This is a genomic window from Phenylobacterium haematophilum, from assembly GCF_014196295.1.
Classification (GTDB): Bacteria; Pseudomonadota; Alphaproteobacteria; order Caulobacterales; family Caulobacteraceae; genus Phenylobacterium; species Phenylobacterium haematophilum.
On record NZ_JACIDK010000001.1, the window covers coordinates 420087 to 435221 of the forward strand.

13 protein-coding genes are annotated in these 15135 nt (G+C 66.0%); 10 read left to right on the forward strand and 3 right to left on the reverse strand.

The features are described 5' to 3' along the window. Nucleotides 1–4: 4 nt before the first annotated feature. Both GGQ61_RS02195 and GGQ61_RS02200 read right to left on the reverse strand, forming a co-directional pair. Entirely contained in the window at nucleotides 5–1753 is a 1749-nt protein-coding gene (locus tag GGQ61_RS02195; RefSeq protein WP_183769739.1) for a tetratricopeptide repeat protein, read from the reverse strand. Between the two features lie 2 nt (nucleotides 1754–1755). Then, nucleotides 1756–3462, reverse strand: coding sequence for a tetratricopeptide repeat protein (locus GGQ61_RS02200; protein WP_183769740.1), 1707 nt, complete (start codon nucleotides 3460–3462; stop codon nucleotides 1756–1758). A gap of 271 nt (nucleotides 3463–3733) precedes the next feature. Here GGQ61_RS02200 and flbT point away from each other — a divergent pair, with 271 nt between their 5' ends. The 10 genes from flbT to GGQ61_RS02250 all read left to right on the forward strand — a co-directional run bounded on the left by flbT (nucleotide 3734) and on the right by GGQ61_RS02250 (nucleotide 13302). Beyond that, on the forward strand, nucleotides 3734–4159 hold the full coding sequence (gene flbT / locus GGQ61_RS02205) for a flagellar biosynthesis repressor FlbT (RefSeq protein WP_183769741.1): 426 nt from the start codon (nucleotides 3734–3736) through the stop codon (nucleotides 4157–4159). Then, the gene (gene flaF, locus GGQ61_RS02210) at nucleotides 4119–4490 is read left to right on the forward strand and encodes a flagellar biosynthesis regulator FlaF (RefSeq protein ID WP_183769742.1); all 372 of its coding nucleotides are present in this window, start codon (nucleotides 4119–4121) and stop codon (nucleotides 4488–4490) included. The genes flbT and flaF overlap by 41 nt, the downstream gene beginning before the upstream one ends. Nucleotides 4491–4807: 317 nt before the next feature. Further along, nucleotides 4808–5641, forward strand: a complete 834-nt coding sequence (locus tag GGQ61_RS02215) for a flagellin (protein ID WP_183769743.1) — start codon at nucleotides 4808–4810, stop codon at nucleotides 5639–5641. Between the two features lie 117 nt (nucleotides 5642–5758). Then, nucleotides 5759–6034: a hypothetical protein gene (locus tag GGQ61_RS22105; protein ID WP_246370419.1), complete on the forward strand. Its 276-nt coding sequence runs from the start codon at nucleotides 5759–5761 to the stop codon at nucleotides 6032–6034. A gap of 193 nt (nucleotides 6035–6227) precedes the next feature. Further along, on the forward strand, nucleotides 6228–7061 hold the full coding sequence (locus GGQ61_RS02225) for a flagellin (RefSeq protein ID WP_183769744.1): 834 nt from the start codon (nucleotides 6228–6230) through the stop codon (nucleotides 7059–7061). A gap of 143 nt (nucleotides 7062–7204) precedes the next feature. Then, a complete protein-coding gene (locus GGQ61_RS02230; RefSeq protein WP_183769745.1) occupies nucleotides 7205–10018 on the forward strand; it encodes an NHL repeat-containing protein in 2814 nt (937 codons plus the stop codon). A gap of 49 nt (nucleotides 10019–10067) precedes the next feature. After that, a complete protein-coding gene (locus GGQ61_RS02235; protein WP_183769746.1) occupies nucleotides 10068–10748 on the forward strand; it encodes a hypothetical protein in 681 nt (226 codons plus the stop codon). Nucleotides 10749–10793: 45 nt separating this feature from the next. Further along, nucleotides 10794–11183, forward strand: coding sequence for a hypothetical protein (locus GGQ61_RS02240; RefSeq protein ID WP_183769747.1), 390 nt, complete (start codon nucleotides 10794–10796; stop codon nucleotides 11181–11183). A gap of 145 nt (nucleotides 11184–11328) precedes the next feature. Continuing rightward, nucleotides 11329–11850 carry a single-stranded DNA-binding protein gene (locus GGQ61_RS02245; RefSeq protein WP_183769748.1) on the forward strand — a complete coding sequence of 174 codons (522 nt, stop codon included), beginning with the start codon at nucleotides 11329–11331 and terminating at the stop codon, nucleotides 11848–11850. A gap of 132 nt (nucleotides 11851–11982) precedes the next feature. Next, nucleotides 11983–13302 carry an amidohydrolase gene (locus tag GGQ61_RS02250; RefSeq protein WP_183769749.1) on the forward strand — a complete coding sequence of 440 codons (1320 nt, stop codon included), beginning with the start codon at nucleotides 11983–11985 and terminating at the stop codon, nucleotides 13300–13302. Between the two features lie 7 nt (nucleotides 13303–13309). On the opposite strand, the gene GGQ61_RS02255 is transcribed toward GGQ61_RS02250, so the two are convergent. Beyond that, complete coding sequence (locus GGQ61_RS02255) at nucleotides 13310–15127, reverse strand: DUF885 domain-containing protein (RefSeq protein ID WP_183769750.1); 1818 nt, start codon at nucleotides 15125–15127, stop codon at nucleotides 13310–13312. Between the last annotated feature and the right edge of the window lie 8 nt (nucleotides 15128–15135).

The following is a 15135-nucleotide window of genomic DNA, read 5'->3' on the forward strand; positions in this document are numbered from 1 at the left end:
CGGATCAACCCGCTGCGACGGCTCGCGTTCCACCGTTGGCGGCCTGGTTAAGGTCGGTTGCTATGGCGGCCATGACCGAGGTCCAGTCGCCAGGAGCCTCCGGCGAGTAGGCGCGCACCTGACTATACCAGGGATAGTTGTCGGTCCCGAGCCGTGTCCAGGCCGACTCTACGGCGATCAGCCAGGCCGGCGCCCCGCTGGCGGCGGCCAGGTTGAAGCTGGCGTTGGAGAAGCCGACGACGAGGTCCAGCGCCGCCGACAGCGCGGCCACGTCGTCAAGGTCGTTGCGCAGGTCGATGCCGGGCGGCTGGTGAATTTCGACGCCGAACGCCTCGCGCGCATGGGCGATGGCCTGAGACTGGTCGCCATACTGCAGGTTCACGAAGGTCACGCCAGGCGTCTGCAGCACGGCGCGCCAATCGTCGAAAGGTGCGAAGTAGAGGTGGCGGCTGGAGTCGATGACCAGGCTGGTCCACAGCACCCCGACCTTGAGCCCTGGGAGCATCGCCAGCCTCTCGCGCCACTGCTGCACACGCGCGGGATCGGGCTTCATGTAGCCCGACGGGCGGATCGGGAACTGTGACAACTCGGCGCGATGAGTCTTGAGCATCGCTCCCAGCGGCGCCCAATAGTCGATCTCGTTCCAGTCCTTGATGAACTGGGCGCCGCGGAAGGCGCGTCCATCGCCCTTCAAAGTGGCGTGCGGTCCGAAGCGGACGCTCGGATAGCTCCGCTGGAACAGGGGCAGCAGACGGTCGGTGACAGCCACTGTCAGACGGCCTTCCGGGCCTAGTTCGGCCAGGACGTCGTCGAGCACGTTGGCGAAGAGAACCTCGTCGCCGAGCCCCTGTTCGCCAAAGAGCATCATATGGCGGCCCCTGATGTCCGTTCCCGGCGTCCATCGCGGCCGGTCCACGACGAAGTGGATCGGCTCGGCGTAGGTCGGCTCAAGCCGCGCATCATAGTATCGCCAGCCCTCGGTCAACTCGCTGCGCGCAAGAAGCATGGTCGAGAGCGCGAACCGCATCATCGAGGTGTCCTGCGGGACGTCGGACAGTTCGATGGCCCGGCGGCAGTGGCTCAGCGCCTCCTCGTGTCGGCGCTTGGTGAATAGGATGTTGGAGAGGTTGTAGTGCGCCTTGGCGTAGTCAGGCTCCAGGCGCAGGGCTTCGCAGTAGAAGATCTCCGCCTGGTCGATGTCGCCTTTGTCGCCGACGATCGTGCCGAGTGTCAGCCACAGCATGGCCGATTCCGGTTCGGCCATCAGCGCCGCGCGCAGGACTTCGATGGCCTCGTCGAAGCGCATCTGGCGGCGCAGCAGGGCGCCAAGGTTGTTCGACGGCTCGCGGGCGCCCAGCTTGAAACTCAGGCAGTGACGGAACAGCGCCTCGGCCTGAGGCAGCATGTCCATCTTGAAGGCGAGGCGACCCAGATCGTGGGCGATGTCCGGATCCGCGGGCGAGAGGGCGAGGGCGCGTTCGTAGGCGTCGAGCGCCGGCGCCCGCTGGTTGAGCTTGTCGCGAGCGATCCCCAGCAGATGCCACCCAAGCACCAAGTTCGGGTCGTGCGTCAGGGCCTCCTCGGCGGCCGTGCACGCTTCCGCGAAGCGGTCGCCGTTGGCGTGCTCGAGGGCTACCCGCAGCGACTTCAGAGCCTCGCGGGTGGCTTTGGCCGATGCGATCTCGGCGCTGAGGCGGGCGAGTTTCTCCGGCGCAGCGGCGTCGCCGACGGGGCCGGCGTCAAAAATCGCCATGCTCAGGCCCCCACAGCTGTTGCGATCGGGGCGTCGGCCCGGGCGTACTCGCCAAGCGCTGCAGCGAGATCGCCCATCAAAGCATCCCAATCGGCCGCCACGCGCGGCCAGAACATTCGAACCTGACTGTACCAGGCATAGTGCTCGGCCCCCAGACGCGCCCAGTTGTCGGAGGAGGTCAGCAGCCAGGTCGACGCGCCACAGGCCGCGGCGAGATTGAAGCTTGCGTTCGAGAACCCGACGGTGAGATCGAGGGCGCAAGCCAGGGCGGCGACGTCGTCCAGGTCGTTCTTCAGGTCGATGCTTGCCGGCTGGTGAATCTCGACGCCGAATTCCTTCCGAGCCCGTTCAATGCTCTGGCTTTGATCGCCGTACTGGAGGTTGACGAAACTGACACCAGGCGTTTGCAGCACCGGCGCCCACTTTTCGAACGGGGCGAAATGTCGGTGGCGTGTCGAGTCGATCACCATGCTGGTCCAAAGCAACCCGACCTTGCGGCCAGGTAGACCCGAAAGGGCGTCGCGCCAGTATAGAACGCGATCGGGGTCGGGCGTCATGAAGCCCTGCGGACGGTGGGGGTACGCGTCGATGGAGCGACGGAAGTGGCGCAGCGCTTCGCCGAGCGGGGCCCAGGCGTCGATCCTGGACCAATCCTGCTCCAAGAACGGGATGCGACGGGCCGTGCGGCCCTGCACCTTCTGACTGGCATGAGCGCCGACTTCGGCTTGCGGGAAGGAGCGAGCGAAGAGCGTCCTCAACCGATCGGTCACCGCAAGGGTCAGACGACCGCTGCAGCCCAAGGCCTGCTCGACGTCCGCGACCACATTGGCGAACAGGACCTCGTCGCCAAGCCCTTGTTCGCCGACCAGCAGCAGGCGGCGGCCGGCGAGATCGGTCCCAGGCTCCCAGCGTGGCACGGGGACTACGAAATCCACGGGGTCGTAGTATGTCCGCTCCAGCCGTGCCGCATAGGCGTCCCAGCCCTCACCAAGTCGCCCGGTGGCCAACAGCATGGTGGCCAGAGCAAAGCGCATCATGGTCAGGTCTTCTGACGTACGCGCGCCGTCCATGGCTTCACGACACTGATTGATCGCTTCGTCATGCTGGCCAGCCGCGAACATCGCGTTGGCCAGATTGTATCGCGCCTTGGCCTGGGTCGGGTCGAGTCTCAGCGCTTCCCCGTAAAACAGGCCCGCCTGCTCGGTTTCCCCCATATCCTCCATGACGGTGCCCAGCGTGTTCCACAGCATCACCTTATCGGGATGCGCCTGGAGCGCGGGCTTCAGGACCTCGATGGCCTCGTCGTAACGCATCTGGCTGCGCAGCACACATGCGAGGTTGTTGGTGCTCTCAGGAGCATTGGGGCGGAAGGCGAGATAGTGGCGGAAGAGCGCCTCGGCCTGGGGCAACATTTCCATCTTGAAGGCCAATCGACCAAGGTCGTTGGCGATGGGCGGATTGGCCGGGTCCAGCGACAAGCCGCGCTCGTAGGCTTGGAGCGCCCCGGGCCAATCGCCAAGCTGCTCGCGCGCGATCGCCAGCAGATGCCACGCATGGATCAGGCTCGGGTCCCGGTCGACAGCCTTTTGGGCGGCCTCGCGCGCGGCCGCATAGTCCTTGCCGGCGATATGGCCGAGGGCGCGTTTGAGGAAAGGAAGGGCCTGTTTGGCGGCCTTCAGGGCTCCAAGCTCGCCGCGCAGCCGCGACACCGACTCCCTGGAAGCCGAATCCCCGGCCGGCCCGCCGCGGTGCGTCTGGATGCGGCGAGGGGGCGCAGTCGCTGGGTCCGAAGTGTCACTCATTACGCCGCCCCAGCATCCCGCATGCTGCGATCTTGAAAAATCATGCTTAACGGTCTGCTAATGCCCTGGGGCGACGAGGGCGTCGCAAGGTCCGGTTAACCCCTCGCATCTAGCCTTGCCCAATCGGACTGCTGAGCGCAGGCAGGTTGGGCGACACGCCTCTATTGGAGACTGAGGAATGCCGCTTAAGCTGTCCCTAAAGCCTGGCGAGAAATTCGTTCTCAACGGGGCGGTGGTGCAGAACGGCGATCGCCGTACGACCCTTGTTCTGCAGAACAAAGCGTCGGTTCTTCGCGAGAAGGACATCATGCAGCCCGAGGACGCCGCCACGCCGGCCCGTCGCATCTATTTCCCGATGATGATGATGTACCTCGATGATGGTGCAGCGAACCGCTACTATGACGAGTTCGTCCAGCGCCTGACCGAGTTCATGGGCGTCATTCGCAATCCGGAAGTGTTGGCGGAATGCGTCGCCATCTCAAAACACGCCATGGCGCGCGAGTACTACAAGGCGCTCATGCTGTGTCGGAAGTTGATCGAGTACGAAGACGAGAGGTTGGGGAATGTCGCTTCGAGCTTACCAGCAGGCGGCGAGCCGGGCTGAGGCCCCTAAGGACGCCGAGTACCGGCTGTTCGGCCAGGTGACGCGGGCGCTGATCGTGGCGTCCGAGGCTCCGGCTACGGATTTCGCGGTGCGGATCGACGCTATCGACTGGAACCGTCGACTGTGGTCGACGCTGGCGCGCGATTGTTCCGAGCCGGACAACAAGTTGCCGCCGCAGATTCGCGCCGGGATCATCTCGCTCAGCCTGTTCGTCGGGCGTCACTCCAGCGAGGTGATGCGCGGCGAGGACAACTTCGACACCCTCATCGAGATCAACAAGATGATGATGCAGGCGCTGTCCCAGCGCGCCGACGCGCCCGCCGCGGCCTGACCGCCGCCAACAGGTTAACTTCTGACGCGATTTCAGCGCCGGCCCTCGTGGCCGGCGCTTTGCGTTTGAGCTCGCGGCCTTGCGTGGGCGATATCTGCCGATCGGCAATATTTGCCGGCCAAAGTGGGCAAATATTGCCGGCGCGGGCGGTTGTGGGAACGTCAGGGCGTGGTTTACCCCCGGTAAACACAAAAAATACAATTAAAACAACATGTTGCGGTGATGGCGGCGTGGCCCCGCACTTGCTTTGTGTTGGGAGGGCAAAATGCCTCCGGCAGTCAAAACGACGCCGGTCTCCGAGAAAAGGAACCACGCGTATGGCCATGAATTCGGTTAATACCAACCAGGGCGCGATGATCGCCCTGCAGAACCTCAACACCACCAACAAAGAGCTGGGCGTCGTCCAAAACCGGATCAACACCGGTCAGAAGATTTCGTCGGCCAAGGACAACGGCGCCATCTGGGCCATCGCCCAGAACCAGCGCGCTGAATCGGCCTCGCTCAACTCCGTCGTCTCGTCGCTGCAACGCGGCCAGTCGGTGGCTGACGTCGCCATGTCCGCCGGCACCGCCATCTCGGACATCCTCGTCCAGATGAAGGAAAAGGTCCTGGCGGCGACTGAAGCGGGCCTGTCGACCGCTTCCAAGCAGGCGCTCAGCGATGAGTACACGGCGCTGCGCGATCAGATCAACACGATCGCCAACAACGCCACCTTCGACGGCGTCAACCTGATCTCGGCGACCACGGTCAACAGCTCGAGCATCAAGTCGATCGCCAACGCCGACGCCACCGCGACCATCGACATCGACCACGTCGACCTGTCGAAGTCGAACGCCAAGATCGCCGCGACGCTGACCTCGCTGACCGGCGCCGTGGGTTCGGCGGACGTGAAGGACGTGGAAGACGCCATCCAGGACGTCTCTTCGGCCCTCTCGAAGCTCGGCACCGGCGCCAAGGCGCTCGACACCCACATGACCAACGTCATGAAGCTCCAGGACACCCTGGACGCCGGTGTCGGCAACCTGGTCGACGCCGACCTGGCGAAGGAAAGTGCGCGGTTGCAGGCGCTGCAGACCAAGCAACAGCTTGGCGTGCAGGCCCTCAGCATCGCCAACCAGTCGTCGAGCACTCTGCTCGGCCTGTTCCGATAGGCCAAAAGGGGCGCGGTCCCGGCCGCGTCCTGCGTCGGCGGCGGGGAGGGAGACCTCCCCGCCGTCATCGCGCAATTGGGGGCCGCCCCGGCGTGAGAGCCTCGGGCGGATGGGACCATGGAGAACAAGCTTTCGGTCGTGGCGGCTTACCCCGACATCGAGTCCGTTCAGGCGCCGATCAAGCCGGTCGCCGCGCCGCCGGCCGTTCCAGCGCCATCGCCGGAACCGGATTTGCGGCTGGTGATCGAAGAGGGGCAGGCGGGCGGCTTCGTCTACAAGACCATCGACCGCCGTACCGGCGAGGTGGTGCTGCAGCTGCCGCGTGAAGAGGTGCTTCGTATGCGGGACGCCGAGGCCTATGTGGCCGGAACGGTGATCGCGACACAGGCCTGAGTCTCGGTTGGCCCGCGTCGCGGGCTCGGAAAGCGCGTCCATCCAAAGGGCGCAACCGCAGCCAGGCAAAGGGTCTGCGGCTATCGACGCAGCGTCGTTAATCTTTCGGAAACCATGCGCTTCCTAGCGTTAACCATAGTTTCGGCGTGCGAGTCGCGCGTCATTCATGGGTTCTCTGAAGGAGATTGGCGCCATGGCGATGAGCGTGAATACGAACAAGTCGGCGCTGATCGCGCTCCAGAACCTCAACAGCACCAACGAAAAGTTGGAGCAGGTTCAGAACAAGATCAACACCGGCCTGCGGGTCGCTAACGCCAAGGACAACGCGGCGGTTTATGCGATCGCGCAGAAGCAGCGCGCCGACTTCAGCTCGCTCGGCGCGGTGAAGATGAGCCTCGACCGCGCCACCTCTATCACCGACGTGGCCCTGAGCGCCGGCCAGCAGATCAGCGACATTCTCGTCCAGATGCGGGAAAAGGTCGTCGGCGCCGCCGAAGACTCGGCCTCGCCCTCGACCCGCAAGGCGTTCGACGACGAGTATCAGACGCTGCTGCAGGCGATCAGCCAGTTCTCGTCCTCGGCCGAATTCGATGGCGTCTCGGTGCTCAACGGTTCGTTGACCGCCAACCTCAACTTCCTCGCGAACTCGGACGGCGACAGCTACATCGCGCTCACGCCGCAGGATTTCACGATCTCCGGCTCGATCATCAACCTCGACGGCACGGGGCTGACGGGCACGACCACGGCCACCAAGTCGGTGCTCGCCTCCCTCGACCTGGCGATTGGCAAGGTGACCGCTGCGCTCGCCGAGATGGGCGCGCAGGCCAAGCAGATAGAAAAGCACGTGACCTTCGTCTCGAAGCTGCAAGACGTGCTGGAGACCGGGATCGGCAACCTCGTCGACGCCGACATCGCCAAGGAAAGCGCGCGCTTGCAGGCCCTGCAGGTCCAGCAGCAGCTCGGCGCGCAGGCGCTGTCCATCGCCAACTCGCAGCCGCAGGTCATATTGCAGCTGTTCAAGGGCTGACGCCCGACCGAGGAGAGCGTACCCGGCCCCGGAGCCTCTAGGTTCCGGGGCCTTTTATTTGTTCAGGCGGGCGCGGCCTTAACACCTCGTCAGCCCTTGTCGCGCAATCTGCGGTTGGGAAATTCCGTGAGTCGGTGGGCTAGGTGATCAGCCTCGATACCAATCTGCTGCTGGGCTACTATCAGGCCAAGAACGGCCTGAGCGCCGCCGTGGGCGGAACCACGACGAATGTCGCCTCGTCAGTGAAGAAGGCGCCGACCCCGCCTTGGAGCACCCTGTCTGCGGCCCCGAAGGCCGACGAGATGCTCAAGAGCGTCATGATGGGCCGCAAGTTCATCGACGAGTACCAGACACAGCTCGACGTGAAGGGCGCCAGCGAGGATTACCGGCAGCTCTTCGCAATCCACCAGGGCCTGTCGACGCTTGAGGCCTTGGCGAAGAAGGCCGACGAGAAGGACACCACCGCCGCTGAGCTGAAACGAATTCAGGCCGCCTTTACGCGCGGCATGTCTGAGGTCTCGGGCTACATCGACGATACGAACTTCGACAAGCTGCGCCTGACCTACGGCGACGTCGCTGATAAGGCCAAGACGACGGTCGGCGTGCCGAAGACCGTGCCGAAGTACATGACCTCGCCCCTGCACCAGGGAACGGCGACCGACGCGGTCGACGCGTTCCAGGGCGACATGAAGTTCAGCGTCAAGATCCGGCTGCCGAACAAGGTCGAGACGACGATCGACTTCGACCTCGCCGAAATGGGCTCGACGACCCGTTCGATGAACGAGGTGGTGAAGTACATCAACGCCAAGCTCAGCTCAGCTGGCTTTTCCACGCGCTTTGCGGTCGAGAAGATCGCAGGCGCCGAGAAGACCACCGAGGTCAATGGCCGGACGATCAAGCTGGGCGCCGAGCCGGACAGGTTCGCGCTCAAGATTCAGGGCGACACCACTGAAATACTGACGTTTACCGCGCCGGCGACCTCGCCGGCCGTCTACATCACTCAGACCGCCGGCGATCCGAAACCCGCCAAGACCACCAAGGTCGAGAACGGCAAGGTGGTGACGGTCACGCCCGATCCCAAGTTGACCGAAGAGCTGATCAAGTTCGAGACCGGCACGACATCGGACGCCGTGCGCCGCCCCGGCGACGTGAACTGGGTCGAGGGGCGCGTCTTCAACGTCGCGTTGCCGGAAGGCGTGGAGAAGGTCCACAAAACCGTCACCGGTCCCGACGGCTCGCTTTATCTACTGGCGGACGTCAACGACACCGTCGATGGCCAGACGATCAAGGGCGCCGGCGACGTCGCGCTGATGAAGTTCGATTCGGCCGGCAAGCTCGTCTACGCGCGCACGCTCGGCGCATCGGCCGATGCGACGGGCCTGGGGCTCGCGGTCGGTCCGGATGGGCAGATCGCGGTGTCGGGCTCGGTCACCGGCGGGTTCGCCGCCAGCGGGGTGCCGATCGGCACAGGGACGCTGGAGACCATCCCCAAGGTCCTGAAGGCCGACAACGGCGTCGACGAGACCAAGCCCGACAGTTTCGTGGCGGTGTTCAGCGCGGCCGGCGACGAAATGTGGTCGCAGCGGATGGGCGCGCGCGACGACGACGAGGCGACCAGCGTCGCGTTCGGCGCCGACGGTTCGCTCTATGTGCTCGGCCGCACCAAGGGTGCGATGCCGGGACAGACGTCGAGCGGCAACTGGGACAACTATCTGCGCGCCTTCGACGCCGAAGGCCGCCTGAAATCGACGACCCAGTTCGGCGCCTCCGGCGAGGACAAGCCTGCCGGCCTGGTGGTCGACGGGACCAATGTCGTGGTCGCCTCGATCGAAGGCGGCGAGGTCAAGCTGCGCCGCTACGACATGACCGATCCGAAGGTCCCGACGCTGTCGGCGACCCGCAGCCTCGGCACGCTCGGCGGCGGCTCGATCGCGGGCGTCACCATGGACGGCGGCAATATCGTGATCGCCGGCTCGACCGGCGCCACCCTGGGCGTCGCGAACACGACCCGGCCCTCTTCGGGCAGCGTGGACGCGTTCGCGGCGCGGATATCGATGGACCTGTCGGGGAGCGCCGACGCCATCGCCTACTATGGCGGCAGCGGCGATGACCGTGCGACGGCGATGACCGTCGCGGACGGCAAGGTCTGGCTCACCGGCACCACCAAAACCGACCTGCCGGGCATGGACAACGCCGTCGGAAAGGTCGACGGCTTCGCGGTCGGCCTCGACATCGGCTCCGGCGTGGTTGCCTGGGCGCAGCGCTTCACGGGCTCTGAGAAGATGACGACGCCGACGTCGATCGCAGTGGATCCGGCAGGCGCCAGCGCGCTCGACCGGCTCGGGCTGCCCAGCGGCAAGGTCGCGTATTCGGACTCGCAGCTCGTCACCTCGGCCACCTCGGCGAGACCGGGCGACACCTTCCAGATCCGCCGGCGGATCGGCGGCCCGGCCGTGACCATCACTATCGAGGCGACCGATACGCTCGAGAGCCTGGCCAAGAAGATCCAGCGAGCGACCTCTTTCGGTGTGAAGGCCGAGGTCGTGTCCGACGGCGACGTGCGCAAGCTGCAGATCCGACCCCAGAATAGTCGTTCCAGCCTGGAAATCCTGGGCGGGAAGGGCGGACTGGACGCACTTGAGGCCTTGGGTCTTCACGAGGGCTTCGTGCGTAGCACGGTGATGAAGGACGAGAAGATGGTCCCCGGCGACGGCGGTTCGGCCATGTACGGCCTGAAGATGCCGCGCGACCTCTCGCTGTCGACTAAGGAAGACATCAAGGCGGCCATCGACAAGCTCACCATGGCGATGTCGGTGCTGCGCGGCGCCTATCGCGACCTGGAGCAGGGCATGAAGCCGGCCAGCGAAACGAAGAAGGCGACCGGCGAAGTGCCCGCCTATCTCAAGAACCAGCTGGCCAACTATCAGGCGGGCCTGAACCGCCTGACGGGCGGCTGACCAGACGCGCGCGCTTGAAACCGTCACTCGCACGGTCTAGCGAGGGCGCATGGAGTTCCTGAAAGATCGGCGCACGCTTCTGGCCCTCGTCGGCGGCGCGCTTGCCCTGTTGGCCGGGGTGATCATCGCAAGCGTGATGGTCAACAAGGGCAAGGGCGAAAGGCCCGCGCCGCCGCCGGCCTCGCAAGGCGGGCTTGTCGTCGAGACGGGCGCGCCGGACGACGGCCGCCTGGACCCGGCAAAGCCGCTGCGCTGCTTCGTCGCCGGCCAGTACGTTGGTGAAATGACCTTGGCCGAATGCGCCAAGCGCAACGGCGTGGCCACCGGCGCGCTCGACGTCGGCGTCGACGAGGCGGGCAATCTGGCCGCCGCGGATCAGGCCGGTACGATGCTGACGCCGCTGCCGCCGCGTCCCGAAGCCGTGACGCCGCTTGCGCCGGCTCCGGCCGCACCGACCCAGACGCCCGCGACCGCCAATGCCCCCGCGGGCAGCTGCTGGCGCTATGTCGACGGCGGCTGGCGCAAGCTTCCCAACGACCTCACGCTGAACGCCTGCGTCCAGACGCTGTTCGGCGGCCGCTGCGAGCGGCCCGGCGGGGCGACCTACGGGCGCTGGATGCAGCAGACGCTGCGCCTGGTCCCTGGCAAGGTGGAGGTGTCGGGCGACAATCGCAGCTTCCGTCCGCTGGCCGAACAGGCGCAGAACTGCTCGATCTCTTCCATCGGCTAGGGATTCGCCCTGCCGCCGCCGCAATCGCGACTATAGGCTGATCCCATGCTGCTCCGCTTCGCCCTCGTCGCTGGCCTTTCCGTCGTCGCGCTGGCTGCGTGCTCCAAGCGCACCTTGCCGCCAGGCGGGGAGGGGATCTGCTGGAACGTCACCCGGACGGCGGACGGCGAACTGAAGTACCACAAGCTGAAGTCTGACGTGCCGACGCTCGAACATTGCGCCGCCGAGCTCGAGAGCATGCGGGTTCGGTTCTTGCGTATGGGCGGCTCAGTCCGCGAGGTCACCGGCGCCTACAAGGGCAGTTTCATCTTCGTGGACAAGCGCGGGATCTTCACCGCGCCGTCGCTTGAGGAGCATCCCTATCTCGCCCTAGTCCGCACCGGCGACGGGCGCCTGGCGATCCCCGGCGCGATGCCGCAGCAGCCCGCGCAATAGTCCGACGCCGCGACCAAATCGCTGTGGACTAAGCGTTAACGTCGTGAACATATAGCGAACATCGACGTTGATCCGTGCGGCGCGGTCGTCTAGCGTCCCGCACTTGGGCGAAGGCCCGCAAGCACGGAAAGCAAGGGACAAGCTCATGGCGGGCAGCGTCAACAAGGTCATTCTGGTCGGCAATCTCGGCGCCGATCCTGAAATTCGCAGCCTGAATTCGGGCGATCGGGTCGCGAACCTGCGCATCGCGACGTCGGAAACCTGGCGCGACCGGAGCTCGGGCGAGCGCAAGGAAAAGACCGAGTGGCACCGGGTGGTGATCTTCAACGACAATCTCGTGAAGGTCGCTGAGCAGTACCTGCGCAAGGGCTCGAAGGTTTACATCGAGGGCTCAATCCAAACCCGCAAATGGACCGACCAGTCGGGCCAAGAAAAGTACTCCACCGAGATCGTCCTGCAGAAGTTCCGTGGTGAGCTCACCATGCTGGATGGCCGCAACGACAACGCGGGCGGCGGCGGCGATTACGGCGGCGACTATGGCGGGGGCAGCGGCGGTGGGGGCGGCTACGGCGGCGGCGGCGGCGGCTTCGGCGGCGGTTCGCGCAACCAGAGCTCGGGTCCGCGGGAAGACTTTTCGGCCGACCTCGACGACGAAATCCCGTTCTAGGCGCTGCGCCATCAGAACAAGGGCCGGCCGTAGCGCCGGCCCTTTTTGATTCCGGCTGTGATTGGCCTTTGCGCGGCGGCCAAGCTAGACCTGCGCGCGTCCATTGTTCGCTACAGTTCTCGGGGGCTTTCCATGAAGATGCTGACCTGCGTCGCCTCGGCGACAGTCCTCGCCCTGGCGGTCGCGCCGGCCATGGCCGCGACGCTCGACGTGCCGGCGGCCAAGGCGCAGGTGACGCAGACCCTGGATCGCGACTACGCCCAGCTGGACGCGCTCTACAAGGATCTGCACGCCCACCCTGAGCTCGGCTTCCAGGAGATGCGCACGGCCGCCAAGCTCGCCGCCGAGATGCGCGGTCTTGGCCTGGGGGTGACTGAGGGCGTAGGCGGCACGGGCGTGGTCGCCATCCTGAAGAACGGCCCAGGGCCGACCGTGCTGGTGCGCACTGAGCTCGACGCCCTGCCGATGGAGGAGAAGAGCGGGCTGCCCTATGCCAGCCGGGCGCAGGCGACTTGGAACGGCAAGGAGACCTTCGTCGCCCACTCCTGCGGCCACGATGTCCATATGGCCGCCTGGGTCGGCACGGCGCGCGCCCTTATTGCGGCCAAGGCGCGCTGGAGCGGGACGGTGATGTTCGTCGCCCAGCCGTCTGAGGAGACCGTCAACGGCGCCAAGGCGATGCTGGATGACGGCTTCATCAAGCGCTTCGGCAAGGCCGACTACGGCTTTGCGTTGCACGTGGGGCCAGGGCTCGCCGGGCAGATTTACTACAAGCCGGGCGCGGTGAGCTCGACCTCCGACAGCCTGGACGTGGTGTTCGCGGGCCGCGGCGGCCATGGTTCGATGCCGGCGGCGACCATCGATCCGGTGATGATGGGCGCGCGGTTCGTGGTCGACGTGCAGAGCGTGATCAGCCGCGAGAAGGACCCGGCGGCCTTCGGCGTCGTCACCATCGGCTCGTTCCAGGCCGGCAGCGCCGGCAACATCATTCCCGACAGCGCCCAACTGCGCGGCACCATCCGCACCCAGGACGGCGCGGTTCGCGACAAGATCCTTGCGGGCGTCGAGCGGACAGCCAAGGCCGTGGCGGACATGGCCGGCGCCCCCGCGCCGACGGTCAAGATCGTTCCCGGCGGCAAGGCGGTGATCAACGACGCCGCGCTGACCGAACGCACGGCCAAGGTGTTCCAGGCGGCGTTCGGCGCCAACGCCGTGGTCCAGCCGCAGGCGGGTTCGGCGAGCGAGGACTATTCCGAGTTCATCATCGCCGGAACGCCGTCGGTCTACTTCGGCATCGGCGGCTACGACGCCAAAACGATCGCCGAGGCCCAGAAGAACGGGACGGCCCTGCCGGTGAACCACTCGCCGTTCTTTGCACCGGCCGCTGAGCCCTCCATCCGCACCGGGGTTATGGCGATGAGCCTGGCGGTGATGAACGTGACCGCGAAGTAGGCGGCGCTCAGGCGACGCGCCCGCCGTTGCGCGCCCAGCCGTCGAGGTGGGCGCTGAGCACCGAGAGCGGCATGGCGCCATAGAGCAGGCCCGCGTCATGGAAGGCGCGGATGTCGAAGGCGTCGCCGAGGCGCGCCCTGGCCGTCTCGCGCGCCTTCACCCAGATCTCGTGGCCGAGCATGTAGCTCGACGCTTGACCGGGCTGGACGCAGTAGCGCTCGACCTCGCGGGTGACGCTCGTCTCCTTGTCGCCGAGCGTTTCGACCATGTAGGTGATCGCCTGTTCGCGGCCCCAGCGCTTGTGGTGAAGGCCGGAGTCTACGACCAGCCGCGCGGCGCGGAACAGCAGCGAGGCGAGGTAGCCAAGTCGTGCCAACGGATCGTTCTCGAAGGCGCCTATCTCGTCGGAGAGCTGCTCGGCATAGAGCGCCCAGCCTTCGGAATAGCCTGAGAACAACGGCATGCGGCGCATCAGCGGCAGGCCATTGGCTTCCATGGCGAGAGCGATCTGCAGATGGTGGCCTGGCAACACCTCGTGGTGCACCAGGGTCAGCAGGTCCAGGCGCGGCTGTTCGGCCGTATCGCGCAGGTTGATGTAGAATATCCCTGGCCTTGAGCCGTCGACCGAGCCGGGCTGATAGGAGCCGCCGGGGGCGCCGGCCTCGATCGTGGCGGGCACGCGCGCGATCTCCACCGGCGCCTTGGGGAGCGCGCCGAAATAGCCTGGCAGCCGCTTTCGCATGGCTTCGGCCATGTCGTTCATGTCGACCAGGAGTTGCGCACGTCCGGCGTCGGTGTTCGGGTAGATCTGGTCCGGTCGCCGCCGCAGGGCGGAGATGCGCTGGCCGACCGACCCCTGGCTGAGGCCTTGTTGCTTGAGGATCTCGTCAGCCTGCGCGGTCAGTTCGGCCACGCGTTGCAGACCTAGGCGGTGGATATCGTCGCCGCCCATGTCTGTGGTCGTGAACGAGCGCACCGCAAAGCGGTAGTAGGCTTCGCCCTGCGGCAGCCGCCAGCAGCCGGCGTCGTGCGAGGCGGTCGGCAGGGCTTGCTGTTGAAGCGCCAACTGGCGGCGGAGAGCCGGATAGACGGTGGTCTCGACGATCGCCGCGGCGCGGGTCGCCCAGTCGCCATCCAGGCCATTTTCCGACGTGCGACGGGTTAGGTTGGTTACGAGTTCCGATGCCGTCGGCGCCGGGGCCAGCATGGCAGAGAGCTGACCAGATGTGGCGCGAAGGATGAAGTCCGGCGGCGTCGCCCCGAGCGCGAAGTCGGCGCTAGCGCGTTCGGTCTCCTGGTCGAGCGAAGGGCCGAACGCGGCCAGACGGTCCAGATAGGCCTCGGCGTCGTCAACGGTGGCGATGGTGTGCTGGGTGCCGAGGAAGCTCGGAATGCTGCGGTAGTTTCCGCTGAGCTGGGAGACAATATAAGGGATCGCCCCGCCGACGCCCGGATCGCCATAAGGGAAGGCGTAGCCCTGCAGGGTGACGTCGGCGAGGTAGGCTGCAGTCTGGTAGTTGAGCAGGTCGCCGCCCCGCAGCGCCGTGGGATCGAACGGCCGCAGATCGGCGGCCATCCGCTCGAACAGCCCCTTCATCTTCGCCAAGCTGACCTTGGAGCGATCGTCGAGTTGGTGCTTGGCGGCCGCATTCGCGCCAATATCGAGGCCGGTCAACGTCATCAGCTGAGGCGATGCGGCGAGTGCAGCCTGCATCGCCTGGTCCATCAGCGCGGTGAGCCGGCGGCCGTCGGTGCTCTGCGCCGCGGCGGGGGTGGCGGTCAGGGTGGCGGCGCCCGCCAGCAGGAGGTGTCGGCGGTTCAGCATGGCGATGA

Bases quoted from the DNA above. Each gene is read 5' to 3' on its own strand.
- GGQ61_RS02250 (WP_183769749.1), top strand. From the start codon at position 11,983: ATGAAGATGCTGACCTGCGTCGCCTCGGCGACAGTCCTCGCCCTGGCG.
- GGQ61_RS02245 (WP_183769748.1), top strand. From the start codon at position 11,329: ATGGCGGGCAGCGTCAACAAGGTCATTCTGGTCGGCAATCTCGGCGCC.
- flaF (WP_183769742.1), top strand. From the start codon at position 4,119: ATGTCGCTTCGAGCTTACCAGCAGGCGGCGAGCCGGGCTGAGGCCCCT.
- GGQ61_RS02195 (WP_183769739.1), bottom strand. From the start codon at position 1,753: ATGGCGATTTTTGACGCCGGCCCCGTCGGCGACGCCGCTGCGCCGGAG.
- GGQ61_RS02215 (WP_183769743.1), top strand. From the start codon at position 4,808: ATGGCCATGAATTCGGTTAATACCAACCAGGGCGCGATGATCGCCCTG.
- GGQ61_RS02225 (WP_183769744.1), top strand. From the start codon at position 6,228: ATGGCGATGAGCGTGAATACGAACAAGTCGGCGCTGATCGCGCTCCAG.
- GGQ61_RS22105 (WP_246370419.1), top strand. From the start codon at position 5,759: ATGGAGAACAAGCTTTCGGTCGTGGCGGCTTACCCCGACATCGAGTCC.
- GGQ61_RS02240 (WP_183769747.1), top strand. From the start codon at position 10,794: ATGCTGCTCCGCTTCGCCCTCGTCGCTGGCCTTTCCGTCGTCGCGCTG.
- GGQ61_RS02255 (WP_183769750.1), bottom strand. From the start codon at position 15,127: ATGCTGAACCGCCGACACCTCCTGCTGGCGGGCGCCGCCACCCTGACC.
- flbT (WP_183769741.1), top strand. From the start codon at position 3,734: ATGCCGCTTAAGCTGTCCCTAAAGCCTGGCGAGAAATTCGTTCTCAAC.
- GGQ61_RS02235 (WP_183769746.1), top strand. From the start codon at position 10,068: ATGGAGTTCCTGAAAGATCGGCGCACGCTTCTGGCCCTCGTCGGCGGC.